The following is a 25,216-nucleotide window of genomic DNA, read 5'->3' as shown; positions in this document are numbered from 1 at the left end:
GGAAACCCCCTTTCTATTTGTGGATTCGGATGGTGGCGTTCATTCCGGGAACAATGCCATTTGGATAACTTTCCATTTCAATTTTAACCGGGATCCGTTGTACTACTTTTGTGTAGTTGCCGCTCGCGTTTTGTTGAGGCAAAAGAGAAAATACCGAGTTTGTCGCCAGACCCATTTGCGTCACTTTCCCTTTAATTTTCGTATCTGATTGTGCATCGACGGTAATATCTACTTCCTGGCCGACACTTACATCTTTAATATCGGTTTCCTCAATATTGGCGAGAATATAGAGCTTATCCATATCTACCACTTGTGCCAAAGGTTGTCCGGGAGCAACCATCTGTCCTTCATTCACTTTACTTTGCACAATCGTGCCGCTGACCGGGACTGTAATATTCTTGGTTTCAGTTCCCACGGCCACTTTGCCGACCATCTCACCCTGTTTCAATACCGTACCGGTCTGCCCTTTCCATTCCGTTAATTTGCCGGCGCTGTCAGCGGAAACCGGTATCACATCTCCGGCCACTTTGGCGTCTTCCGTATCAATGTAGTTGGACTGGTTAAAGTAGTAATAATACCCGCCGATCCCCAGTGCGACGATCACGATAAAGATAAGCGTGTTCAACAATAAAAATCGTCCCGTCTTCATAACAGATCTCCTCTTCCTCTCTGATAACCAATTTCTATTTATGGATTTTTACAATTGCATTCATCCCGAGAATGATGTTTTTTCCGGCAAAATCACTGACAGCAATTTTTACGGGAACACGTTCTGTCTCTTTGGTACTGTTACCCCCAGACTCCTGGGAAAGAGAGCCTGCCGAAAGAATATCGCCGGCCGTTTTCCCGATTTCCGACACTTTGCCGCTAAATACCTGATCCGGATAAGCGTCAAGCTCAACGTCTACCTCTTTCCCGACCCCGACATCCGCAATCTGGTTCTCGTCAATATAGGCCAAAACATAAGCTTTTGACAGATCGGCAACCATGGCAATCGGTTGCCCCTGAACCACAACTTCTCCGGGAACCACATTGGTTCGCAGGATTACCCCTGAGATCGGTGAGGTAATGTTGCTAACCGGCATGTTCGGCTGTTTGGCTCGATTTGCATTTTGCCGGCTGGATTTCAGTTTGTCTTCGGAACGCTTTTGCTGATTCGGGGCGAGCATCTTACCCTGTCCGCTATTCAATATCTCTTCTTTTCCCAAAATCTCATTTTTTTCAATAGAATCTCCGGTATGTACCGGCCATTCCTTCAGCTTCCCGGTGGCTGGCGGAGAGATGGCAACCATATCCGCTTTAACCTGGGCATTATCAGTCGTAACATAAAGCGAACGCTGGTTGAAGTAGTAGGCCCCTCCCCCGATGACCGCCACTAAAAAAGCCATTGCGATTACACTGATCATCAAGCGTTTCATCGGCTATTCTCCTTGCTGTTCCAGGTTGGATTCTTCCTCAAGAATACGTGTCAGCTTATTTAGCTTTTCTGTTAAATCAATAACCTCTTCCGTATCCATTTTTTCTATATATTTTCGGAAGTGCGCAGCCTGCCTGGCGGGAAAATGCTTGATCAGTTCCTGGCATTTTTCACTCAAGCTGATCCGAACCACCCGCCGGTCCTTTTCGTCACGCTCCCGGCAGACCAGCCCCATTCGTTCCAGACGATCTACAATCCCGCTCAATGAACTGGTGGAAGATTCCAGCCGCCTGCTTACCTCCACCAATGACTGAGGCCCTTCCTCTCTTAATACGCTTAACACCCTCACTTGAGGAATCGTTAACTGGTAAGTTTTAATCAACTCTTTAAATGCATCAAAAAAAACCCTCGTCGTCCGGTACAAAGCAAACACAAGGTCATTAATCTGCTCATCGCTCACCACATCATTTCACTCCATAAAATATTCTTAGTGTAAATGTTTCGCTAAGCGAATAATTCATATGATAAATTTCATAAAGTGAAATGTCAATAAAAAAATGTCCGGTGTTTATTTACTATTTTGTGACGCGTTCAGTTTATGCATGGGATTATGTATATGCGGGAAAAGAGAACGGAATTATTACCCGCTACTGCAATTGAGCAATTGTAAAAGATGATGTGAGTGGGAAAAGGGGGAGAGGTTGCCCGGAGAACCCTGGCTATGGGAAGGAGAGCGGATGGTACACTTAATGGTTGGGAAATACAGGTTTGACCACTCCCCACGCATGAATGCGGGGGATTCTTGGGTAATCCCTTCGATCGAAGAGAAGTTTACCAGGCTAACCCCGTGAGCCCCACGGTTAAAAGAGAATGTAGTTGCCACGTTTTAGGCCGGACTTACTGCTTGGTTTTCGCTTTTCAGCCTGGCCAATCAGGTACGCATAGCATTTTACATGCAAGACGATTGGCTTGCACAACCCGATATGCTATCCACTTTTCAAAGAGCAACTTAGGTAAATATTAACAAAGGAACATGTGTTTGTACTGTATTTTTCAAAAAAATGTCGGACATGCGAGAGGGATCAACCCTCCCCTGTCCGACGCTCACTTTCATCCCCATAGTTAAAGCAAGGGGTTTTCTCCCTCGCAAATATATAAAATAGATGATCAATAGATGATTAATATGTGCTTGACTTTTTCGCTGGACTGTTTTAAAATAAGTCTTGCCGTCAGTTGATGAAAATAAAATTGTTGATATGGGGCATTAGCTCAGCTGGGAGAGCGCTACACTGGCAGTGTAGAGGTCAGCGGTTCGAGCCCGCTATGCTCCACCAACCAAACCCTCGGTGTTCCGGGGGTTTTCGCGTTTGTAAGGAAATGGAATCGGGTCAGAAAAGGCCAAATGATCACATTTTGATCACACACTTAAAGTAAGTACCTTACGCTAAAAGGCATTAGGAGCACTTACAAAAGTGAAGTAAGTTGAAGAAACGATATTGTTAAGGAGAAAGTCTCATCTTCCAATGAGTATAAAAAGTGACGTTTTGAAAAAATAAGCCTAAACCACTAAATATAGGCGGAGTAATCCCGGCCAGAATCCTATACAACTCATATAATGGGGAGGGAAATCACTAAAACAAAATGGGAAGTGAGAAAATGTATTCTGGTTATCCTTATTATCCATACAGGCCATACGCGATTCCCATCCATGGTGAAGAGATCCCTATTCAAGGTGCAAAAAGGAGAAAGTCTGAAGACGTGGAACAAATCATCACAAAGCATATGAGGATAGCAGAAGAAATTCAACGAAGGATGGTAAGTATTGACGAAAGGTTTGAACGAATAGAAAAAATGATACAGGAAAAAATGGGGCGCAATGCCTAATTTCTACGGGTCACCGCAGGATACACGAAAGCAGGATTTAGGCTGATCTACTGAAAATAACAACACTTCCAGGACAGAGGAATCCACCAAGGGAATACAAAAAACGCTGTAACCTTGAGAGGAAACAGAGTTTTTTGTATGTTGAAGAAACTTTAAAAGGCCCTTTTTGTTATTGTTGCTTATACTGGGGTTCTTCTGCCATCACTTGCTGCTCTCGGTTTTTGAGTTGTTGGATAATGGCCTCAACGTTTTGAGCAAGTTGGTTATACATTTGTTTCGCTTGTTGATCATTCGTATCGAGTGCAAAGGATTTGAGGTTAGCGGCAACACTTTCTGCACTGGCAACAGTTTGTTGGATCTTTGTACCTATCGTCATGACAATCTACTCCTTGGTGAGGGATATTTACAACACGTAGTTTTCACAATCAATAAAAATGTATTCAGGAACTCGATCATTTAGTAGATGTTACAATATGGAAACCTAAAAGTCCTGAGTAGGATACGAATAAAGAGATAAAGACCCTGAACATGACTAAACCGTCTGCATTTAAACCACAGACGGTTTTTTTATATTCTCAGGTCCTTTCAAAGATTAACCATTGTCGAGTACTGCTGCGATCAGCTTTTGAATCAGTACTTTTTGATCCTTTGATATAAGTTGATCTCCCCAATGGGTGGTCATGGCATACTGAATTTGGGCAAAACCACGGATTTTGTCGACCTGGGTCTGAGCAGAGAAGTATTGAAAGCACTCGAAGGTGCTAAGGTTGTCAACCTACAGGTGATCTTCAGCAAGCAAACGTCTGGCACTGATTAACCATAAAGATATAGGTGATCAAACCTCCTACCATGGTTATAACACCCGTACCGATGTGGAGATGTTGTACAAGCCAATTGGCAGAGCAGAAGCGACTTATGGTTATATCGCTACGGTAAGTACGATCAGGATCCTTTACTGGAGAAGATGATCCAGATTCGCCAGATAACCCAGATCCAAATTATGATTAACGCTTATCGCTACATTGCAAAGAGTTAGGATCCGGCTACAAAAAGCTATGACATGGACTTCCGTCACATACGAGAATGTGTTTTTTCTTTTTGGTGATATAAATCTTAACTTGATGGTTATGTGTCCGTACCCCTAATTTTTAAATTTTGGGTGTCAGCTCCGATTGGGAAAATGGTCAGGCTTTTCGTGAAAGAGAAGAACAAATGAAGGCTTGGAAAGATCTTGTGCTTGTCCATGACTCGACGCTATCAAAGAAAGGATCGGAAACTCCGTATGATTTTTTCAAAAGGACTTTTCCGTCCCATGATGAAAAGTCCAATCGCCAACTTCGGATAAAACTAGCTCTTCGTATGATCACTGTAGATTCCACCACTTTGTATCCTTATTCATAACAATGAAAATCAATTTTATAGTAATTCCACTAAACTGACAGGAAATTTTACTATTCAGCTCATAACAATTCCAAATTTCATATAAAGTATTTTTCATTTTATGAAACAAAATTAACGTGATCAATCACATAATATCCAATTTTTGGCATATATTTGTTTATTTTTACAAAAAATATGGAAAATAAAGCATTTTATACTAATAAATAGGATTTTTCAACCCATATGCTTTCAAATCATGAAATTTTATTCCTTGTATAAAAAGGTTACGATCCAACCAGGTGATACATTGATGTATTACACAGGTGTGTCAGAAAAATGGAATGACCCTGAAGTATTTGTAACCGAATATCCGGGGTTAGATGGAGAAGCAACTGATTGGATTTTAGATCAAGGAGTTGTAAACGTTTGCACAGACGCTATCAGTACCGATAATCCTGCAGATATTACGTACCCAAATCATACGAGACATGGTGAAAGATTAGTTGTTCATACAGAGTTAATTGCTAATATGAATAAAATTCCTGTTCATCGCTTTCAATTTCTGATGACACCCCTAAGATTAGTAGGAGGCACTGGGTGTCCTGTCCGGGCCCTTGCTCTCTGGGAATAATAACATGCGCAAATGAAGCAGATCTAAGCCAATTCAGCAAATGAGATTGAAAATAGAACGGTAGGAGGAAAATGTCAAAAGACATCTCTTGTTTAACGGTCCAATATAAAAATTGATATTCAATACAATTAATATGTGTTTAAAGGTGATTTGACAACGATATTTCATTGTTAATTTACAAGGGGGGGAAGAATGTGCAGTCATCTAAAGATCTCAGACTGGAAGAAAAGAATGAAATCAGCCGTTACTCCTATATTGTCCTGTGGGCAACCTTTTTAGGGTGGATGATGGATGCTTTAGATTCTAGTTTTTTTGGTTTAGTCCTTAAGCCAGCTGTTACCGAAATTTTAGGGGGGACAGCGACAACCCAGCAAATAGCATCGAACGGATCGATAGTAATGACCACTTATCTGGTTGGATGGGCAACTGGCGGAATTTTGTTTGGACTGCTTACTGATTACTGGGGAAGGGTTAAAGTCCTGACAATCGGAATTCTGATGTATTCCGTATTTACGGGGTTATGCGCGATTGCACAGGACATTACTCAATTAGCAATCTTCCGGTTTTTTACCGGCTTAGGTTCTGGTCCAGAATTTGCCATCGGTGCAGCCCTGATTACCGAGGTTTGGAAAGCTAAACACCGGGCAAAGGCAATTGGAATCATGATGAGCGGATATAGTGTTGGTTATTTCCTTTCAGCACTTTTGTATTACATTTTAAGTACTGCAGGGTTTGGATGGCGTTCGGTATTTTTGGTCGGCGTCTTACCGGCACTATTAATATTATACATTCGAAAACATCTTGAAGAACCTGAGAAATGGAAAAAAGTAAACGAAAGACGGAAGGAATTAAAAAATACCAAAAAAGCACTTACTGAAGAAGAAAAAAGCTTAAAGGGATTTGCTCTTAAAGAAATCTTTAAAAATGAGTATGGCAGAATCACATTTATAGCCGTAGTAATAGCAACTGCTGCCCTTATTGGCAACTGGGCTATCGGCGGATGGATCCCAACAATCGTAAATACAATGTTATCTGAACAAGGACTTGATGCGAAAATAGTTGCTCAAAAAGTTAGTATCGTGGCGATGCTTTATAACGGTGGTGGTGTATTCGGCTATGCGAGTTGGGGATTTTTGGCCGACTGGTGGGGAAGAAAGAAGACATTCATTTTTTCAATGGCTGGTTCATTGATTTTTGCCCCTATTGTTTTTCTCAGTGTCGATAGCTATGAAGGCTATATGATTGCTACTCCATTCCTAGGATTCTTTGTATTTGGATTGTTTAGCGGATTGGCCATCTGGCTCGCGGAGATCTATCCTACCCATGTTCGTGGAACGGGTTCCACATTCTGTTTCAATATTAGCCGTTATCTTGTAGCTTTTGCTCCTTTGACCATTCCTTTTCTTGTAACCGCTTTCGGTTCAATCAGCAATGCAGCTGCTGTTCTGTCATGTGTCTTTGTGATTGGTCTGATCGCCACTTTCTTTGTTAAAGAAACAAAGGGTGTTACGATTGAATGATGAAGGAGGAGTATGATGAACAAATTATTGGGGAAATGTGCAGTATTAACAATAGATTTGCATCGGGGACATTTAGATCCATCAGTAGCGACATTACCATTAAGCACAGAGCAATCTGAACGAGTGGTGAAGGAAAACTCAGAGTTTCTAAGACAAATCCGTGAATTAAACATTCCCGTTATTCATGTCGTTACGGCATATCGAAGTCAAGAAGAGATCTTAAATAATCGGTACTGGAAAGATATTCAGTCAGATGACAGTGCTTCGAGGAAAAACATATTGAATCATAATTTGAAGGATTCTGCGGGGCTGGAGTTGATGCCAGGCGTTTTCGAGGATGGAGACTATGTTGTTGACACAAAGAAACGATATAACTGCTTTCTTCATACGGATTTAAAGTTTTTACTAGATTCACTGCAAATAGAAACATTATTGATCACAGGTGTCAACACGAATAGTTGTGTTTTAGCAACAAGCACATATGCGAGCTGCCTGGATTACAGGGTAGTGATCGTAAAAAACTGTGTGGACAGCATGGATGGACCTGAACTTCATGAGGCTGCTTTAAAGGTGATTGAAAGCGCTTACGGAAGCGTAAAGGACTCAAAGCAATTATTGGAGGAATTGGGGTGATCGTTTTAAATGAGAATCGATATTCACAGCCACTTTATTCCTGAAAGGTTTATAGAAGAAGTAAGAAAAGAACCGGATCGTTTTGGAATACAGGTTGAGGAAAATGGAGATTTGGAGTTTTTTAACCACAAAGAGGGCTTTAAGTACCCTTTATTTAGAACATTTTATGATGTGAGTGCAAAATTACAGGACATGGAAATGAAAAAGCTGGATATGTCTGTTTTATCCGCTCCACCAACGATTTTCTACTATTGGTCTGATTTAGAAACTACTAAGCTCGTATGCCGTATCTATAATGACAGTGTATCTGAATTTGTAAGGGCCAATCCGGATCGTTTTGCAGGAATGGGAATTGTTCCTCTGAATGATCCCGACGAAGCGATTCTTGAATTGCAGAGGTGCCACGATGAATTAGGACTAAACGCAATCGAGTTAGGATCTCATGTCGAAGGGGTTCAATTTGATGATAGGCGATTCCTTCCTTTCTTTCAAAAAGTTGAAGAACTAGATATGTTAGTGTTTTTTCATCCGTATTACTTGGGCAATAAAAAAGGTTTGGAATCCTATTATTTAACGAACCTATTGGGAAATCTCATTGATACATCCGTATCGATTTCACATATCGTATTTGGAGGACTATTACAGAAGTTTCCTAAGTTAAAATTATATTTTGCACACGGTGGAGGGTTTATCCCTTACCAGGTAGGCAGGCTGGAGCACGGGCACAAAGTTCGCGCTGAAACAAAACTAAACCTGGAGTCTTCTCCAACTGAGGACGTTCGAAAATTAATCTTTGATACGATTACATTTAACCCAGAAGCATTGAAATTTTTAATTGAGACCCAAGGGGAAGACCGTGTGGTTCTGGGAACAGATTTTCCGTTCGATATGGGAGATGAAGACCCAATTAGTTTAATTAATAGTGTAAAAGGTCTAAGCGTATCTCAAAAAAGAAAAATATTTGGAGAAAATGCTGCTCGCTTGCTTAAACTTTAATTCCATTAAACTTTATAAAATAAAGGATGGTCAAATTGGTAAAACTGAAAAATAGATATGACCTGTTTATTAATGGAGAGGAGCAACAAGTCTCTACAAATAAATACTTTCAAGTATATAATCCCGCGACTGGAGAAAAGATCACCGAGGTGGCCGAAGGAGGGGCAGAAGACGTTGACTCTGCTGTAAACTCAGCTCGACAATGTTTTGAATCAGGTATTTGGTCAAGAATGGGCGTTTCTCAGCGGGCAAAAATTTTACAGAGAATAGGAGATAGATTGGAACGAGAACTGGAAACATTCATCTATTTAGAATCACTTTGTACAGGACGGCCAATTAGGGAGATGGCGGCACAATTAAAAAGATTGCCGGAATGGTTTGACTATTACGCAGGATTAATTCGAACCTTTGAAGGGACGGTTCCTCCCTTTTCCGGGAATTACTTGAATTATACAAAACGAGTTCCTTTAGGGGTTATTGCAATTGTAACGCCTTGGAACCATCCGATGCTGATTTTAATTAAAAAATTAGTGGCTGCTCTGGCTGCCGGGAACTCAGTGGTAGTGAAACCGTCAGAGTTTACACCGATTACGACATTAATGCTTGCCCGTATCGCGTTGGATGAAGGATTGCCAAGGGGTGCCTTTAATGTAGTAACTGGGTTTGGTCCAGTAGCAGGGGCAGAATTATGCAATCATCCGGAAATAAATAAGATCGATCTAACAGGCGGAACTCAAACGGGCAAGAAAGTGGCAAGTATGGCGGGCAGTAATCTTGCTAAGGTTTCTTGTGAATTAGGGGGCAAAGCGTCTGTGCTGTTTTTTGAGGATTGCGATTTGGAGCAAGCTGTTAATGGTGCTGCATTTGCCTCTTTTATTGCAACAGGTCAAACCTGTGTCCAAGGAGCTAGATTGCTCGTTCACACATCTATTTATAACGAGTTTGCTGAAAGATTGGTAGAGAAAGCGAAATCAATCCGTCTGGGGGATCCGCTGGAACTATCAACGCAAATGGGACCGCTTATTTCAGAAATGCAGCTAAAGAAAACGGAGGATTATGTTCAAATTGCCCTTAACGAAGGAGCTACTCTCCTATACGGAGGAACTCGTCCGAAAGAAATGCCGGCGGGGTATTTTTATCAGCCGACCATATTTAAGGATGTTCATAACGAAATGAGAATAGCCCAGGAAGAAGTGTTCGGTCCTGTTACCTGTCTCATTCCGTTCGAAACAGAGGAGGAGGCAATCCAATTAGCTAATGCAACCGATTTTGGCTTAGCAATGGGCGTTTGGACGAACGATGTGAAGCGCGCCCATGCTGTCGCGGATAAATTGGAATGCGGGATCGTGTGGATTAACGATCACCATCGGCTGGACCCCTCTTCACCATGGGGTGGAGTAAAGGATAGTGGAATCGGACGAGAAAATGGAGTTGAATGCTTCAGAGACTATACTGAAGTAAAAAGTATCATCGTAAATTATGATCGGCAATCCTTTGATTGGTATGAGGATTCCGATGAAATTAAAAGATATAGTTAAATGATAATGGTTAGGAGAGATAATATGGCAAAATATTTGAAGATTGGAGATCGCCAAGGTGAGATCGAAAATCTAAGTACTCAAATAACCGAGTCTGTAAAAGACATTATCCAGCAAGTAACACAACGTGGAGATGAGGCTGTACGGGAATTTTCTGTACGATTTGATAAGTGGTCTCCAAAAAGTTTCAAACTATCCGCGAAGCAAATAGAAGAATGTATCAATAGTCTTCCCGAACAAACCATTAATGACATTCGGTTTGCTCAAGAACAAGTGAGGAACTTTGCTATCCAGCAAAGAAAAGCCATCCAGGATATTGAGGTGGAAACGCTGCCCGGAGTCATTTTGGGCCACAAAAATATCCCGGTAAACAGTGTAGGCTGCTACGTGCCGGGAGGAAGATACCCAATGGTCGCTTCCGCACATATGAGCATTGTTACAGCAAAAGTGGCAGGGGTTAAACGTGTGATTGCATGTACACCACCAATTGATGGCGGGCTGCCTGCCGCTACAGTAACAGCGATGGCGCTTGCCGGAGCTGATGAAATATATATTCTGGGTGGAGTTCAAGCTATGGCTGCTATGGCATTAGGAACAGAGAGCATCGAAGCTGTAGATATGCTAGTAGGCCCGGGAAATGCTTATGTAGCGGAGGCGAAAAGACAACTGTTTGGAAAGGTCGGAATCGATTTATTAGCGGGTCCTACTGAAGTTCTCGTAATTGCAGATCACACGGCCGATCCAGAAATAGTAGCGTGCGATATCCTCGGTCAGGCGGAACATGGCCCCACTTCTCCAGGGGCATTGATTACTACTTCAGAGAAGCTGGCAGAAGAAGTGGTCAAAGAAATTGAACGGCAACTGAGAACGCTTCCGACTGCCGATGTGGCAAGTGTTGCCTGGAGAGATTACGGCTCTATTATTCTGGTTGACAATAAAGAAGAAGCAGTTATCGAGGCAGATAAATTGGCTTACGAACATGTCGAAGTACTTACCGAAGATAATGATTATTTTTTAGAAAACATGACAAACTACGGTGCTTTATTTCTGGGGCCAGAAACGAATGTAGCGTATGGGGACAAGGTTATCGGTACAAATCATACCCTGCCTACAAAAGGAGCTGCACGGTATACGGGAGGGCTCTGGGTAGGTAAATTTTTAAAAACATGTACGTATCAGAAATGCACCCCTGAAGCAAGTGTATTTGTAGGTAAATATGCTGAAAGGCTATGTAAAATAGAGCGTTTTATGGGGCACAGGGAGCAAGCGCTTATACGTATAAAAAAATATGGGTAAAGGAATATACACCCTTATAATATATGAAGGTTGATAAAATTGAATCTGCCTAAAACTTATAATGAACGAGCATAAGGCAAAAGCCTTATGCTTAGCTGCTTAAAAAAATACTCTATTCCACTTTTTATGCCGGAAAAACGGGAGGCAAATGAAATGAATTATTTTTCTGAGTTAAAAGGAAAAAATGTGCTCGTTACAGGTGGAAGTAAGGGGATTGGTAAAGATATCGCACTTCAATTCGCCCGCCTCGGATCTGACGTATTTATTGTGGGTAGGGATGAACAGGCTTTAACTAAAACAACTGAAGAGTTGAAACAAATCAATCCAAATTGTTCCTATCTGTCTGCTGATATCACAAAGGTGAATGAAATCTATGAAATGATTGATAAATTCCTGGCGCTAAAAGGTCGGATCGATATCCTCATTAACAATGCAGGCTTGAACATTCCACAGCCTGCATTGGAGGTAACTGAACAGGACTGGGATGCTGTCCTTGATACGAACTTGAAAGGAACGTTTTTCTGCTCCCAGCGGGCAGCCAGGAGTATGATTGAGCAAGGGCAGCCGGGTAAGATTATAAATATTGTATCTCAAATGGCCTTTGTAGGTTACATTAAACGTGCCGCTTATTGTTCAAGTAAAGGCGGAGCTGTTCAACTGACAAAAGCACTGGCGATCGAGTGGGCAAAGTACAATATTAAAGTAAATGCCGTTGCACCGACATTTATTGAAACTGATCTTACAAGAAAGATGTTTGAAGATGAGGAATTTTATCAAGATGTATTAGATCGTATTCCATTAGGTTCATTGGCAAAACCAAATGATGTCACCAGCGCCGTTCTGTTTTTGGCTTCAGATATGGCTAATTTTATTACGGGAGAAACAATACGTGTCGATGGTGGTTGGACGGCCATTTAATCTATGTGCTAAATTGGCATTTTTAAGCATCTTTCTTTTCAATTCAAATTTGAAAAAAATTAAGCATGATAAATTAGTGAAGAGGTGATATTCTAATGAGCCAAACAAGTGAGGAAAGAGATGGAATAAAAAGTGAGATAAGAGATGGAATGAGAATTGATTGGGATGTACCTATAACAATGGATGATGGGATCATACTTCGTGCCGATGTTTATCGTCCGGTGAAAGAGGGGCGCTATCCGGTTATCCTAACGTACGGTCCATACGGCAAGGGACTGGCTTTCCAGGAAGGGTACCCCAGGCAATGGAAAGTGATGACCGAAGCTCATCCGGATGTTACAGAAGGGTCTACAAACAAATATCAAAATTGGGAGACTGTGGACCCGGAGAAGTGGGTCCCATATGAATATGTTTGTGTCCGTGTTGACTCAAGAGGTACGGGTCGATCACCGGGTTATATAAATCCTTTCTCAAAACGTGAAACAAAGGATTTCTATGAATGTATTGAATGGGCGGGTGTTCAACCATGGAGCAACGGTAAAGTTGGTCTGCTGGGAATTTCTTATTACGCTATGAATCAATGGCAGGTAGCCGCCCTTCAGCCACCGCACCTTGCGGCAATCTGCCCCTGGGAAGGCGCATCTGATTTTTACCGGGATGCAACCCACCATGGAGGTATCCTTTCAACATTCTGGTCAACCTGGTATGAACCTCAAGTGTTAGCTGTTCAGCATGGTGTAGGGGAAAGAGGAAGTATTAATAAAAATACTGGTGAGCTGGTGGCCGGACCGGACACGCTGTCTGAAGAAGAGTTAGCAAAAAACCGTACCGATCTTGATCACGATATCGTGACACGTCCACTGATTAATGATGAATATTACGAGGAAAGGAAAGTCGATTGGTCAAAAGTAACTGTTCCGTTATTGTCTGCTGCCAATTGGGGAGGTCTTGGTCTTCACGCACGCGGTAATTTTGAGGGCTATAAACGTGCCGCATCAAAACAAAAGTGGCTTGAGGTACATGGACTTGAGCACTGGACACATTTTTATACTCAATATGGCGTGGAACTGCAACGTCGTTTCTTTGACTATTTTCTTAAGAATGAGGAGGGGGATTGGAAGGAACAGCCGCCCGTTTTATTACAGGTTAGAACGGTAGATGGACAATTTATTGAGCGGAAGGAAAAAGAATGGCCGCTAGCCCGTACACAGTGGACGAAGCTTTATCTAGATCCAGAAAGTATGAGTTTAAGCAAAGATAAGATACCTTCTGAAGGTAAAGTTCAATATGAAGCTTTTGGTGATGGTGTTACCTTTTTGACCCCGCCTTTTGAACAAGAGACAGAGATCACTGGCCCAATGGCAGCGAAGCTCTTTGTTTCATCATCAACGGTTGATGCAGACTTATTCCTTGTGGCCAGACTTTTTGATCCGAAAGGCAATGAGATCTTATTTAATGGTGCGATGGACCCTCGTACTCCCCTTTCCCAGGGGTGGCTGCGGGCATCACACCGTAAGCTTGATCCTGTGGAAAGCACTGACTATCAGCCATACCACACTCATGACGAAAAGCAGCCATTGGTGCCAAATGAGGTTTATGAATTAGACATCGAAATTTGGCCTACTTGTATCATCATTCCTCCCGATTATCGTTTAGGGCTGACAATTCGCGGATCAGATTACAAAAATTGCGAAAAAGGTACAAAGTTCCATGGAAAGGATATGACTGGTTCGGGAGCATTTTGGCACGATGATGAGCGGGATCGACCTCGGGAGATTTTTGATAATATAATTTCTTTACATGCAGGTGGGGGCAGAGATTCTTATCTTCTTGTACCAATAATTCCAAAATCTATTTAAAAGACTCAATCAATATTGGCCAAATACCATTTCTAAGTAACCCTCTAGTACAGTTGCCGTTACCGAATAAAGATATAAGAAAAAATTTATAGAAGAACTGCACAGTTGTGTTCCCGGTCTGGATCAGGTGATGGTGGTTATTTACACATAAATGATAATTTATTAGTTCTTCTTAAACACAAGGAGGCCGCTATTTTTATAGCGGCTCAGCTTGTCAGCTTTAATATCATGCAGTTTACTCAAAAAAATGGGAAGGATTTATGCTGTAAGTTTCCCCAGCTGAACTAATGTTTTATGTTATTGACGTCATGGGCTTTTGAATGATTAATCATATTGTTCATCCTTATTGACCACGGCTGCAATGAGCTTTTTGATCAGTGCTTTTTGGTCCTTTTTCGCTCCAATTCCAGATAGCCATAGCTCTTTTCTGACAAAAATTCCAATCTTGAGTAACGGATGAACGATAGGAGTCGGATGAGAGTATAGGGGTGAGATTCCCCTGTGCTACTCAACTGAAAGGACGGGGGAGTCTCATCCCCTCCTACTCGATTATTGCGCATAAGTTACGAATAATTTGGATTTATTTAACCTGCACTCTTATGCTGGTTATGGCATTGTACCCATACCCTTTACGGTTCCATTCTGGTACCATGGGCTGGACCCTGCCAGTAGAGTCTTTGGCTCTGGCTAAGATGATGAATTCTCCTTTTTGTTCTGCTTGCCATTCGTATTTCCAAAAAGTCCATGCATAAGGATGTTGAGATTTAAACAGTGATGCCGGTTTCCAAGATACACCATTATCGGTACTCACCTCTACCTTCGAAATGGTTCCCTTCCCCGTCCATGCGAATCCTTTAATCAGGTTTAGCCCCTTTTTCAGGGTGTCATAATCCTGTGGCTGTTGAATGAACGAGTTTACTTTAATGGTGGTGACAGGTTTTTTTCCATCATCTGTATCCGCATGGGGATAATACATATAATCTGTCGTCTGGAAGGAACCTTCAAAGGCGGAATCAATGGCGGTGATTTTACATAACCACTTTACGGAGGCCATTGCGTACCATCCGGGAACGATCAGACGGAAAGGGAATCCGTGTGCATGGGGGATCGGGCCACCGTTCATTTGATAGGCAACGATTGTATCCGGATGCATTGCTTTCTCAACTGGCAGACTTCTCTCGTAAACACTCTGGTCGGGGCCCCGGTCCGCTCCGGTAAACACAATGTCTCTGGCTGAACGTTTGATTCCCGCCATTCTTAAGAGAGTGTAAAGAGGAACTCCACCCCATATCCCCTGGCTGATTGCCCCCTTTTGCCATTGAACGCCGTACACTCGGGGATGAAACAGGATACGCTTGTTTCCTGCACATTCCAGGGTGGCAATAAGGGTCTTGGCAGGTAAAGAGAGCAATTGTTTATAGTCTAACACCAGAGGACGTTTTACCAGACCTTCGATTTTTAGTGTAGTGGGAACATCGTCAGGGGGAGGATAAGGGAAGTGGTTTCGCTTATAAAAAAACTCTTCCGGTGTAATCCAGTCTTCCACAAAATGAACCGGTGTTTCCTGATTTTCCGGTTCCAGACTGACCGTTACCGGACAGGGTTTAATCTTTGGTTGCTTTTTAATAGCCATCTTTTCAGCCTCCTAATATCAATCGGGCTCCCGCGGTGACTGAAGAGGTGCTATTATACTTTCATTTTAAGCTGTTTTAAAAATTCAATCTTATGTTCATCTCTGTGGTCCATCGCCTCATCGAGATAACAATCGATTTTATCTTTTAGAAAGTCTGTTTCTTCGAACGTAAATACAATTTCAGGATGGCCGATTTTATTAAGGATGGAAGTAATAATGAACCGATCTCTTTCGTTAGACTTTTTGGCCAATTTTATCAGTTCCTTTATCAGAAAGTACCTCTCTTTTAAGTTGATATAGCTCACCATGGTCACCCTTTCGAAAATATGTTCCAGAGAAAAAGGACAAGCCACAGTTAAAGTCCATTAACAAACAATGAAGTCATTACATAAATTAAATATATGGTGAAAGAGGGTGCTTAATCTTGATATGGACTTTCTGCAATGTGTCAATCAGGTTTTATCCGGATTGACACAACCGACACTTCGTGAGTTACAAGAAGCGATTTCGTCAATAGGATGCACGAGTGAAAAAATTCTTTCTTATGTCACTGAACCCGACATCCTGCCATATGGCAGAAATGTCATTTACCAGTCCAATAATTTAGAAGCAGTTGTTATCTGTATACCGGGAATGAGGAAAACATCTGTTCATGATCACGGGAATTCCACTGGATGCGCTTATGTTGTGGAGGGGAGTCTGATTAACAAGCTATACGTACTTGAAAAAGATAACAAGCCATTCTGTTATGAGAAAAATAAATTCATGAAAGGTGAATTCTTTTATGCTACAAAAGGGCAAATTCACAGCATGTGCAATTCTTCCGGAGAAAAGTTGATAACCTTTCACGTTTACTCTCCCCCAATTAGGGACATGAGAGTTTACGGAGAGTGAATTGATCTCTCCAACTCGGCCAGAGAGGGGAATTGTTATTAATCCGGAAAACGTGGGTAAATCCTTTTATGTTTTGATATCTAATCGCCCCCAAAACGTTGAAGCGATACCCGTAACCTTATGGTATACGGGTATGAATTTTTAATCGTACCTTCTTCTAGTTAGCGATTCTTTGATCCGCCAGATGATATTTTCTGCAACATTGCCTTAGTACAGACGTGGGAATCCATAACCTGCTCCAAAAGGTCTCCGACTAGAGAGGCAAACAACGCACTGCTCCGTTGACGGGGACGGGCGAGGGAGATCGGTTTATTCAGAGTAACTTTCCCGTCTTTAAGTAAAATAACCCGATCAGCCAAAGCGACTGCCTCTTCCATGTCATGGGTAACCAAAAGGGAAGTAAATCCTTGTTCCAACCACAACTTTTCAATTAATTGCTGCATTTCGATCCGTGTGAATGCATCAAGGGCTCCCAGCGGCTCATCCAGCAAGAGCAGGCGGGGTCGGCTGACCAGTGCCCGTGCCAGGGATGCCCGTTGACGTTGCCCTCCGGATAGGATACCTGGCCATTCCTGCTCGTATTCCGCTAAGCCAACGTGTTGGAGTACTTGTTTTGTCCGCTTTTTTCTATTGCTATCATCATTGTTTACACCGAGCATGACATTGTCAAAAACCTTATTCCATGGCAAGAGACGGGAATCCTGAAACATCATCCTGGCCTCAGGGTTTAGACCGGAGATCTGGTTCCCGTTCTGGATAATAGTACCTCTGTCTGGAGTTTCCAGACCTGCAATTAACCGCAGCAACGTACTCTTCCCACACCCGGACCGGCCGACGATCGCGACAAATTCACCAGGGTGTACATAGAGATCAACGTGGTTCAAAATAAGACGGCTGCCGAATTGTTTTTGTAATCCGCGTATATCCAATCGCGTCCCTGAAATCTTATTGCCCAGTTGAAACACCTCCGTTCAACCCGTTGGGTATATGTTATTTGTTTATTTGCCAACGCAAGCATTGCCTTTCGAGAACCTTTGCTAATATGTCGGCTAATTTACCTAGAAGTGCGTAAAGTAGAATACTCAACAGGACGACATCCATTTGCATAAATTCACGGCCATTCATCGCCATATATCCGATACCCGAGTCAGATGAGATGGTTTCTGCTACGATTAAGGTTAGCCACATAATACCTAGGGAGTATCGGAAGCCTACCAAAATGGACGGCAGCGCACCAGGAAAAATGACCTTTATAAACAGCGACCCGCCATTTAGACGGTATACTTTTCCCATCTCAATCAAGCCCGAATCTACAGAGCGAATACCATGAAACGTGTTCAAATAAAGCGGAAAAAATACCCCCAGAGCGACGAGAAACACTTTAGCCTCTTCACCGATTCCGAACCATAGAATAGCTAGGGGAATCAAGGAGAGATGAGGGATATTGCGTAGCATTTGAACCGTAGTATCCAGCAGTTTCTCAGCAACCGGAAAAAGCCCGTTTAAAAAGCCCAATACAAGTCCGATTCCCCCGCCAATCAGCAGTCCGAGCAAGGCACGGTAAGTACTATCACCAATATGTTGGAAAAGTTCCCCCGATTCTGTCAGCTGGATGGCAGCCAGGATTACGGCCATCGGTTCTGGGAGTGTTTCTCCCGAAATCCAGCCAAGCTGGCTCAGAATTTGCCAGAGTATCACCAGTAAAACCGGAATACTCCAGGGAATGAGCGAATCAATGATTTTATGGAGCGGAAAATCTTTGATCATCGGCTAATCTGCCTTTCTTTCTTCGGGAAATTGGCTGTTGGCTATTATTTCTCCGAATGGACCATATTCATATTGCTCTGAAGCAAAAGCATTGCTTTGCAGTGGTAACTCAGGGAAGAGCAGTTCAGCTACCCGGTATGCTTCTTCTAAATGGGGGTAGCCCGAGAGAATGAAGGTTTCAATTCCCAGGTCAGCATATTCCCGCATTCGTTTGGCTATGGTTTGGGGGTCTCCAACGAGAGCGGTTCCGGCTCCGCCGCGAACCAAGCCAACCCCTGCCCACAAATTGGGACTGATCTCTAAATTGTCTTTCCTTCCTCCGTGAAGTTGAGACATCCGGTGCTGCCCCGTCGAATCAAACCGGGAAAAAACTCGCTGAGATGCCGCGATCGTTTCATCGTCTACATAACGGATCAACTTCTCGGCCGCATACCAGGCTTCTCGTTCCGACTCCCGCACAATTACATGCAAGCGAATGCCGAAACGGATGGTTCTTCCCTGCTCGGCTGCTAATTTGCGCACTTGCCCGATCTTTTTTTCAACCTGGGAGGGGGGCTCTCCCCAGGTGAGATAAACATCCACATGTTTGGCTGCCACCATCTGGCCCGCCGGAGAGGATCCTCCAAAGTAAATAGGGGGATACGGGGTTTGAACTGGAAGGAACAGCAGTTTCCCTCCTTTGATGTTTAGATGTTTACCGCTAAAATGGACCTCCTGTCCTTGCATTTCCTTCCTCCAAACATCCAGAAACTCATCAGTTAACTCATACCGGGTATCGTGGTCCAAATGAAGACCGTCCCCGGCCAGTTCAACAGGGTCCCCGCCAGTTACTACGTTGATGAGCAACCGCCCTCCCGATAGCCGATCAAACGTAGCTGCCATACGCGCCGATGCAGAAGGGGAGATCAGGCCGGGACGAATAGCGACCAGAAAGTGCATTCGCTCGGTTACCGATAACAGGGAGGAGGCCACAATCCATGCGTCTTCACAGGATCGTCCGGTGGGTAACAATGCCCCGCTGAAACCCAGGTGATCCACTGCCTGCGCTAATTGGCGCAAATAAGGGAAAGTCACACTGCGCCCTCCCTTTGCTGTACCTAAATACCGTCCATCGCCATGAGTGGGAATAAACCAAAATACTTGCATATTTTCACAACCTTTCTTTTATGGAGTTTTATTTTTAGACCCAATCACGTCTTGAACACGGATCTGTCTGGGAATCAACCCAATCCGCAGAAAGGTGTCCGCGATCTCTTGCTGGTCTTTGACGATAGAATCGTCAATTGGTTCTAATCCGTATTTCGACCGCTGAATGGTCTTTTTCACGGGTTTAATATCCATCCCGATTTGCTTTGAAAGCAGTTGGGCCGTTTCATCCGGGTGTTCGTTAAACCAATCGGTCGTTTCTTGCAACGTATCGAGAAGGATTTTGATCTCGGCTCTGTGTTTGTCGGCGTAACTGACGGATGCGAGGATAAATTCACGGTTGGATGTATATCCTCTGGCATCTGTAATTGTTTTTGCTCCTAAATCGATCTCAGCCGCAGAATAATAAGGATCCCACACTACCCATGCATCGATGCTTTTTTTGGCAAACGCCGCCCGGGCATCCGCAGGAGGGAGGTAGACAGGTTGAATGTCTTCATACTTTAAACCGGCTTTTTCTAAGGCTTTTACCAACAGATAGTGAACATTGGACCCCTTGTTCAGCGCCACTTTTTTTCCTTTTAAGTCTTTGACATTCTTAATCGGAGAATCTTTTGGTACCACAATCGCTTCATTCTCGGGCTTGGGTGTTCCGGTACCGATATACACCAAGGGGACACCTGCCGCTTGTGCAAAGATGGGCGGAGTGTTTCCGGTGTGTCCAACATCAATGCTCCCAACATTTATCGCTTCCAATAGTTGAGGTCCTGCGGGAAAGGGTATCCATTGTACTTTGACTCCTCGTGCTTGTAAGCTTTTTTCCAGGGTTCCCCTGGCTTTTAAGATGCTTAATGTCCCGAATTTCTGATACCCGATCCTCAGGACTCGTTCTTCATTACCTGATGCATCTGAATTGCATCCGGTGGCTAACACTGCAGAAAAAGTGACCAACAGAAAAATAGTCAACAAACGAAGCTGTTTAGCCATTGTTCCATGGACGATTCGAACAGCCATCTTAGAAACCTCCTCATAAACAATAAGACCCCATCCCTGATTTAAACCAGGATAATGGGGCCTCCGGCGATCCGGTCGGCGATGTTCAGCGGTTTTCCCTTTTTTTTTGATTCTTGCGGCCAGATGGTTTGGCAAAAGAAGCAGGTTCCAATGAAAAGCGTTGTTTCTCCGTACGATCAATTTGGACAATATGGGAATCATGAACCGTAATGAGTACAGAACCATACTTCAAACCTTCCAATGCTTTTAAAATGCGGCCCATCTGCTCATCGGTAGTGGTTAAGGCTCTCATTTGATTCCAGCATCCTCCTTTATACTTGGAAGCCGTCCAGACAGCAGGTCTTCCAATGTTGAGTGGTCCAAAAGGTAGGCCACCGTATCGCGGATCAGGGTCCATAGTGGTTTTAGCAAACAGCCTTCTTCCAGCGAACAAGGGTCATAAGCCGTTATGCTCACACATCCCATTGGGGCCAAAGGACCTTCCAGTTGCCGGATGACTTCTCCAATCACAATCAGTTCAGGAGATTTACGGAGTGTATATCCACCCCGTATTCCCCGTTTGCTTTTTACATATCCAAGATTTTTCAGTTGCAAAAGAATTTGCTCCAGATAGTTAACTGGAACCAGAGTCTTTTCAGCGATCTCAGCAATAGGTACCACGGTGTTCGGGCGTTGCCCAAGGATGATGAGGGCACGCAGCGCATATTCTCCTCTGGTAGAAACTTTCATAATCTTGTCTCCCTTTACCGGTATCACGTTTAACTTAACATTTATTTCGGCAAAGGAACAGTCATCTTTTTCTTTAACTTATTTTTATGCTTGTAGACAGCCATAGCGATGCCTACTGCCCATATAAGGGACAATACAATATAAAGCAGTCCGTGCCAGAAGGGGGAAATGACTTTAAAACTGTCAAGTAACGTTTTGACATTGGTGAGAATGATCAATCCCCCGACCATTACGCCAAGCACATGGGAAGGAATGATCTTGACCAGCCAGGCAGCAATCGGAGCGGCGACAACCCCGCCGATCATTAATGTGGCTACCCATGGCCAGTTGATATTTGTCCAGCCAAGTGAAACAAAGAACCCTGCTGTTGCGGAAATAGCAATCGCACATTCACTCGTATCGACAGAACCAATCACCTTTCGTGTTTCGATTCCTTTTCTGCTCAACAGGATGGGAGTCGTTAAAGGTCCCCATCCTCCGCCTCCGGTAGAATCTGCGAATCCGGCAATTAAGCCCAATGGAATCAGGAAACGCCTGGTGATTTTCGATTTGCCCGGTAGAGACGGATTTCCGAACAGGAAACGCCCGAGTATATAAAAACCGAGTAGAAATAAAAATGCAGATACATATGGTTTTACCAAATCACCGGGCAGACTGCTGAGAAAGCAAGCACCTGCAAAGGCCCCGACGGAGCCCGGAATAATTAAGCTTCTCACAATCGTTTTATCCACGTTTCCAAACCGTAAATGAGAGATGCCTGAGGCAGCTGTTGTAACCACCTCTGCCATGTGGACAGAAGCGGATGCTACAGCCGGAGCAATACCAAACATAAGCAACAAAGAAGAAGAAGTAACTCCATAAGCCATCCCCAATGATCCGTCAACTAACTGCGCAGCAAAACCGATTAATCCCAGTATAATCAGTTTTTGCATCTCTACCCCCCTCCTTAGTCGGAGCAATTTTTCTATATTTGATCAAAAAACAAGGGTTGAGTTTATTGTTGATAAAGCTTGATAATATTGAGTATATTAGTCAACTTTATGATGAAAGATCACGTCGTATGCATAGCACCAGCAATGTGAGACCCTTATCATCATCTTCATGAATATGAATAAAACCAATCTGCTTGCGTTGTTTTGAGAGGTTAAAAAAGCTTTTCTTTATTGTGTACTTACTTGAGAGGACTACCGTACCATCCTTTTTTGTCGAATAAAATAAACAAATAACAACAATTTTTTCTTTAAAATCATGACAAAACAGAGTTAAATAGTCGACTTTAAAAAGAAACAAAACCTATTTACTTTGATTTGAATATAATATGAAATAGGGCGAATGTCAATATAAATATGATAATTATTAATAATGGAAATGGTAAAGGTATGGAATTGTGTGTAGACCCTGCAAAAACTGATAACCAGGTTACAAGGGGAGGATTGGTGTTGTGACTTACACCCATATGCCCGTGAATACTCCATGAAAGCCCTTTTATTGATACAAGGTATGACAATATTTTTAGAACGGGTGACTTAATTCATCCGGTTTTATTGAAGAAAATGCAATTGTAGACTATGAAACGTTTTATCAATATTTAAAAGAAACAAGCGAAGATTATTTAACCCGAAATCCTCACAATAAAGATGAAGTTGAAGCTTGTTTGAAAGAAATTAAACGTAGGTTTAACGTAGCACAGTGAGGTCTTTAGAGTCTGCCTTTGGGTGTTCGCTTAGCTGAAATATGATGTACACGGAAAATATTAAATACACCTTATCCTACTGAAGACAAGTGAAAGAAGGGGTAAATTGATGGAATGGGAGTTAAGTGTAGATCGAATTGATCATGTAGAAGCTTTACCAAAATGGGATCGGGTTTATGAAGTAATAGAACAAATGGACGGTAAAAAAATCACCAATTTCATACTAGATCCCCTTAATGGTGGCGGCTGTGGGAGGGTAACCAACGCTATTTTGCAATTTTACTTTGCGGTATTTTTAGCGATTGGAACGGCTTCTATACTGATCTCCCAAATGGCAGGGGCAAAGGCACGAAAGATATTGTGAGGCAGTTCATATAGGACAACACGTGTCTCATTGTAACCGTTGCGGCGAACATCGGAAAATTGAAGGAGTTAATGAGTATTTCAAGATAGACATCAAAGATCGGGATAATGATACCATTGGGGGTTGGATTTTCTCGCAGCTTGAAAAAGTCCCCGAAGTTGGGGACCAGGTAACGTATGATAAACATATGTTTTTTAGTTCAGGATGTTCACCAGCGCAGATTGACGAGATTCCTAGTCAAGCCAATCGAACATGAGAATGAAAATGAGAGGAAAATAAATGAACAGCCATCCATATAGATGGCTGCTCCCCCGTATCCTGCTCCTTGCATGTTAACATTTTAAACGATTTTACAGTAAATTAAAACAATGAAAGCCGAAATTGGCTTGCTTTCACTTTTTGGATATTAGTCCTCTTCATCGCCGCCAAAAAAATCTTCTAAAAATCCTTCGTCTTCATCGGGTGACTCTTCATCAGTCTCCTCGTCTTCGAATATCTCTTCCAGTGCTTCCTCAAAGATCTCAGCAGCAATGAGCCCTACTGCAAAAGCACCGATGGCTCCCGATAAACCGGAAATTTTATGATAGAAATGTTTTTTGTCATAGTAGTATACACTAGGATTTTGAACGGTATCCGCTAATATTTGCTGTAGATAAGCGACAAGTTGGTCCGGATCGTCAAGGATTTGATTTTCTAACCAAACCTCTCGTTTTACCTCTTTTTCGCCTGTAAAGGAATACAAATCTACTTCCAATAATAAGCGAATTCCTTCTTCTTCAATAGCAGCAACGAATTCCACTTCTTGAACTTCATCTTTTAAAAAGGATGTGGGGGTAAATTCAAATTCTTGCATATGGCCGTCAAAGGAACGAGAGCCGTATTTTTCACGGAATCCGAGTTGCCCCAAAGCAGTTAGGATGTTTTGAAAGCGTTGTGGAGGAGTTACATGAATGTGATCCCTGTCTGTAGAATCCACTCCCCCTGCGATATCTAAATGGGTGATAAAGTAATAGGAAACAGAATATCCGGAAAGCAGGAGATTTTGCGGGAGATCATAGGAAAACGGGAATGTTTTTCTTTCTGAAGGCTGAATCTTAAAGGAATCATGGAACTGGAAACGATGGATCAATGCGGTATGCTCATGCTCTCCTACTCGAACATTCATCAGGAAATCAACGTCAATCTTATTGATGTCTTGTTCAATGGTTCCACCTTGAATGATGAGTTCTCCGTTCACTTGCTCTCCCAGCATGTATTCCTGATTGTCCAGTACCAGGTCGACTTGAGCCGCACCTTTGCCTAATTTAGCCATAAATTTTTTGAATACCATTCGAATGGAGTTCCTCCCATAAAAGTAATAGCAACAATTATATTGTACTGGTTGTATAGGAGGGTAAATGTGTCAGATTTGTAAAAATAATTAATATCCTGAAACGCTCGTTTTTAGGTCATCCGATTGCAAACGAAACTGGAGACCGTGGGTTCTATCTTTTCTACTCTTATTATAAAACAAGGGAATACAAAAAACGCTGCTTTCCCTATCAAGGTTACAGCGTTTTTTGTATGTTGAAGAAACTTTAAAAGTCCCCTTTTGTTATTGCTGTTTATACTGTGGCTCTTCTGCCATCACTTGCTGCTCTCGATTTTTTAGTTGTTGGAGAATGGAATCAACGTTCTGAGCAAGTTGGTTATACATTTGCTTAGCTTGTTGATCATTCGTATCGAGTGCAAAGGATTTGAGGTTGGCAGCTACACTTTCTGCAGTGGCAATCGTTTGTTGGATCTTTGTACCTATAGTCATGAAAATCTACTCCTTGCTGAGGGATATTTACAACATGTAGTTTTCACCATCAATAAAAATTTATTCGGGCACTTGTTAATGTAGCAGATGTTACAAAATGGAA

The 25,216-nt window shown here is 42.6% G+C and carries 29 protein-coding genes and 1 tRNA gene; 15 read left to right on the top strand and 15 right to left on the bottom strand.

The window, feature by feature from the left end:
• Positions 1–13 precede the first annotated feature (13 nt).
• The 3 genes from I8U27_RS08295 to I8U27_RS08285 are packed head-to-tail and all read right to left on the bottom strand — an operon-like array spanning position 14 to position 1,877.
• Entirely contained in the window at positions 14–649 is a 636-nt protein-coding gene (locus tag I8U27_RS08295) for an HlyD family efflux transporter periplasmic adaptor subunit (RefSeq protein ID WP_181751188.1), read from the bottom strand.
• Positions 650–683: 34 nt separating this feature from the next.
• The gene (locus I8U27_RS08290) at positions 684–1,418 is read right to left on the bottom strand and encodes an HlyD family secretion protein (RefSeq protein ID WP_181751187.1); all 735 of its coding nucleotides are present in this window, start codon (positions 1,416–1,418) and stop codon (positions 684–686) included.
• Between the two features lie 3 nt (positions 1,419–1,421).
• The gene (locus I8U27_RS08285; RefSeq protein ID WP_181751186.1) at positions 1,422–1,877 is read right to left on the bottom strand and encodes a MarR family winged helix-turn-helix transcriptional regulator; all 456 of its coding nucleotides are present in this window, start codon (positions 1,875–1,877) and stop codon (positions 1,422–1,424) included.
• A gap of 241 nt (positions 1,878–2,118) precedes the next feature.
• Between I8U27_RS08285 and I8U27_RS08280 the strand changes: the two genes are divergently transcribed.
• From I8U27_RS08280 to I8U27_RS08270, 3 genes are all read left to right on the top strand, one after another.
• Entirely contained in the window at positions 2,119–2,268 is a 150-nt protein-coding gene (locus I8U27_RS08280) for a hypothetical protein (protein WP_181751185.1), read from the top strand.
• Positions 2,269–2,675: 407 nt separating this feature from the next.
• Positions 2,676–2,751, top strand: a tRNA-Ala gene (locus tag I8U27_RS08275).
• 322 nt (positions 2,752–3,073) lie between these two features.
• Complete coding sequence (locus I8U27_RS08270; protein WP_181751184.1) at positions 3,074–3,301, top strand: hypothetical protein; 228 nt, start codon at positions 3,074–3,076, stop codon at positions 3,299–3,301.
• 169 nt (positions 3,302–3,470) lie between these two features.
• On the opposite strand, the gene I8U27_RS08265 is transcribed toward I8U27_RS08270, so the two are convergent.
• The gene (locus I8U27_RS08265) at positions 3,471–3,677 is read right to left on the bottom strand and encodes a DUF1657 domain-containing protein (RefSeq protein ID WP_181751183.1); all 207 of its coding nucleotides are present in this window, start codon (positions 3,675–3,677) and stop codon (positions 3,471–3,473) included.
• A 1,260-nt stretch (positions 3,678–4,937) separates the two neighbouring features.
• On the opposite strand from I8U27_RS08265, the gene I8U27_RS08260 reads away from it, so the two are divergent.
• The 8 genes from I8U27_RS08260 to I8U27_RS08225 all read left to right on the top strand — a co-directional run bounded on the left by I8U27_RS08260 (position 4,938) and on the right by I8U27_RS08225 (position 14,072).
• Positions 4,938–5,312 (top strand): cyclase family protein, encoded by a 375-nt coding sequence (locus I8U27_RS08260; protein ID WP_258567748.1) that lies wholly within the window; start codon positions 4,938–4,940, stop codon positions 5,310–5,312.
• Positions 5,313–5,506: 194 nt separating this feature from the next.
• Positions 5,507–6,832, top strand: a complete 1,326-nt coding sequence (locus tag I8U27_RS08255) for an MFS transporter (RefSeq protein WP_181751181.1) — start codon at positions 5,507–5,509, stop codon at positions 6,830–6,832.
• Between the two features lie 15 nt (positions 6,833–6,847).
• Positions 6,848–7,465, top strand: coding sequence for a cysteine hydrolase family protein (locus I8U27_RS08250; protein WP_181751180.1), 618 nt, complete (start codon positions 6,848–6,850; stop codon positions 7,463–7,465).
• A 9-nt stretch (positions 7,466–7,474) separates the two neighbouring features.
• Complete coding sequence (locus tag I8U27_RS08245; RefSeq protein ID WP_181751179.1) at positions 7,475–8,461, top strand: amidohydrolase family protein; 987 nt, start codon at positions 7,475–7,477, stop codon at positions 8,459–8,461.
• Positions 8,462–8,496: 35 nt separating this feature from the next.
• Entirely contained in the window at positions 8,497–9,999 is a 1,503-nt protein-coding gene (locus tag I8U27_RS08240) for an aldehyde dehydrogenase (protein ID WP_198065859.1), read from the top strand.
• A 24-nt stretch (positions 10,000–10,023) separates the two neighbouring features.
• Positions 10,024–11,295 (top strand): histidinol dehydrogenase, encoded by a 1,272-nt coding sequence (gene hisD / locus I8U27_RS08235; protein ID WP_181751177.1) that lies wholly within the window; start codon positions 10,024–10,026, stop codon positions 11,293–11,295.
• Positions 11,296–11,448: 153 nt separating this feature from the next.
• Complete coding sequence (locus I8U27_RS08230; RefSeq protein ID WP_181751176.1) at positions 11,449–12,213, top strand: SDR family NAD(P)-dependent oxidoreductase; 765 nt, start codon at positions 11,449–11,451, stop codon at positions 12,211–12,213.
• 179 nt (positions 12,214–12,392) lie between these two features.
• On the top strand, positions 12,393–14,072 hold the full coding sequence (locus tag I8U27_RS08225) for a CocE/NonD family hydrolase (RefSeq protein WP_198065858.1): 1,680 nt from the start codon (positions 12,393–12,395) through the stop codon (positions 14,070–14,072).
• A gap of 580 nt (positions 14,073–14,652) precedes the next feature.
• On the opposite strand, the gene I8U27_RS08220 is transcribed toward I8U27_RS08225, so the two are convergent.
• Positions 14,653–15,705: a sulfite oxidase gene (locus I8U27_RS08220; protein WP_181751174.1), complete on the bottom strand. Its 1,053-nt coding sequence runs from the start codon at positions 15,703–15,705 to the stop codon at positions 14,653–14,655.
• A 53-nt stretch (positions 15,706–15,758) separates the two neighbouring features.
• A complete protein-coding gene (locus I8U27_RS08215) occupies positions 15,759–16,010 on the bottom strand; it encodes a hypothetical protein (RefSeq protein ID WP_181751173.1) in 252 nt (83 codons plus the stop codon).
• 163 nt (positions 16,011–16,173) lie between these two features.
• On the opposite strand from I8U27_RS08215, the gene I8U27_RS08210 reads away from it, so the two are divergent.
• Positions 16,174–16,599: a cysteine dioxygenase gene (locus I8U27_RS08210; protein ID WP_181751172.1), complete on the top strand. Its 426-nt coding sequence runs from the start codon at positions 16,174–16,176 to the stop codon at positions 16,597–16,599.
• Positions 16,600–16,760: 161 nt separating this feature from the next.
• On the opposite strand, the gene I8U27_RS08205 is transcribed toward I8U27_RS08210, so the two are convergent.
• The 7 genes from I8U27_RS08205 to I8U27_RS08175 all read right to left on the bottom strand — a co-directional run bounded on the left by I8U27_RS08205 (position 16,761) and on the right by I8U27_RS08175 (position 22,187).
• Positions 16,761–17,555 (bottom strand): ATP-binding cassette domain-containing protein, encoded by a 795-nt coding sequence (locus I8U27_RS08205; RefSeq protein WP_198065861.1) that lies wholly within the window; start codon positions 17,553–17,555, stop codon positions 16,761–16,763.
• A 34-nt stretch (positions 17,556–17,589) separates the two neighbouring features.
• Positions 17,590–18,366, bottom strand: coding sequence for an aliphatic sulfonate ABC transporter permease SsuC (gene ssuC, locus I8U27_RS08200; protein ID WP_181751171.1), 777 nt, complete (start codon positions 18,364–18,366; stop codon positions 17,590–17,592).
• Between the two features lie 3 nt (positions 18,367–18,369).
• The gene (gene ssuD / locus I8U27_RS08195) at positions 18,370–19,512 is read right to left on the bottom strand and encodes an FMNH2-dependent alkanesulfonate monooxygenase (protein ID WP_181751170.1); all 1,143 of its coding nucleotides are present in this window, start codon (positions 19,510–19,512) and stop codon (positions 18,370–18,372) included.
• 18 nt (positions 19,513–19,530) lie between these two features.
• Entirely contained in the window at positions 19,531–20,526 is a 996-nt protein-coding gene (locus tag I8U27_RS08190) for a sulfonate ABC transporter substrate-binding protein (protein ID WP_232345312.1), read from the bottom strand.
• A gap of 85 nt (positions 20,527–20,611) precedes the next feature.
• A complete protein-coding gene (locus I8U27_RS08185; protein ID WP_181751169.1) occupies positions 20,612–20,818 on the bottom strand; it encodes a YezD family protein in 207 nt (68 codons plus the stop codon).
• The gene (locus I8U27_RS08180) at positions 20,815–21,255 is read right to left on the bottom strand and encodes an RrF2 family transcriptional regulator (protein ID WP_181751168.1); all 441 of its coding nucleotides are present in this window, start codon (positions 21,253–21,255) and stop codon (positions 20,815–20,817) included. Before I8U27_RS08180 ends, I8U27_RS08185 begins: the two co-directional genes overlap by 4 nt.
• Before the next feature lie 41 nt (positions 21,256–21,296).
• A complete protein-coding gene (locus I8U27_RS08175; RefSeq protein WP_181751167.1) occupies positions 21,297–22,187 on the bottom strand; it encodes a sulfite exporter TauE/SafE family protein in 891 nt (296 codons plus the stop codon).
• A 611-nt stretch (positions 22,188–22,798) separates the two neighbouring features.
• Between I8U27_RS08175 and cdiI the strand changes: the two genes are divergently transcribed.
• The 3 genes from cdiI to I8U27_RS21325 all read left to right on the top strand — a co-directional run bounded on the left by cdiI (position 22,799) and on the right by I8U27_RS21325 (position 23,568).
• Positions 22,799–22,948, top strand: coding sequence for a ribonuclease toxin immunity protein CdiI (gene cdiI, locus I8U27_RS20980; protein ID WP_181751241.1), 150 nt, complete (start codon positions 22,799–22,801; stop codon positions 22,946–22,948).
• 109 nt (positions 22,949–23,057) lie between these two features.
• Positions 23,058–23,312 (top strand): hypothetical protein, encoded by a 255-nt coding sequence (locus tag I8U27_RS08165; protein ID WP_181751166.1) that lies wholly within the window; start codon positions 23,058–23,060, stop codon positions 23,310–23,312.
• Positions 23,313–23,334: 22 nt separating this feature from the next.
• Entirely contained in the window at positions 23,335–23,568 is a 234-nt protein-coding gene (locus tag I8U27_RS21325) for a transporter associated domain-containing protein (RefSeq protein WP_181751165.1), read from the top strand.
• 150 nt (positions 23,569–23,718) lie between these two features.
• Here the strand turns inward: I8U27_RS21325 and I8U27_RS08155 are convergent, their stop codons facing one another.
• Together I8U27_RS08155 and I8U27_RS08150 are read right to left on the bottom strand one after the other, a co-directional pair.
• Positions 23,719–24,642 (bottom strand): sporulation protein, encoded by a 924-nt coding sequence (locus tag I8U27_RS08155; RefSeq protein WP_181751164.1) that lies wholly within the window; start codon positions 24,640–24,642, stop codon positions 23,719–23,721.
• 264 nt (positions 24,643–24,906) lie between these two features.
• Positions 24,907–25,113 (bottom strand): DUF1657 domain-containing protein, encoded by a 207-nt coding sequence (locus I8U27_RS08150; RefSeq protein WP_181751163.1) that lies wholly within the window; start codon positions 25,111–25,113, stop codon positions 24,907–24,909.
• Between the last annotated feature and the right edge of the window lie 103 nt (positions 25,114–25,216).

Origin of the sequence: Paenactinomyces guangxiensis (assembly GCF_016055185.1) — a bacterium.
Lineage (GTDB): Bacteria > Bacillota > Bacilli > Thermoactinomycetales > Thermoactinomycetaceae > Paenactinomyces > Paenactinomyces guangxiensis.
The sequence above is the reverse complement of the archived record's forward strand: the minus strand, read 5'-3'. Positions and strand labels throughout refer to the sequence as shown.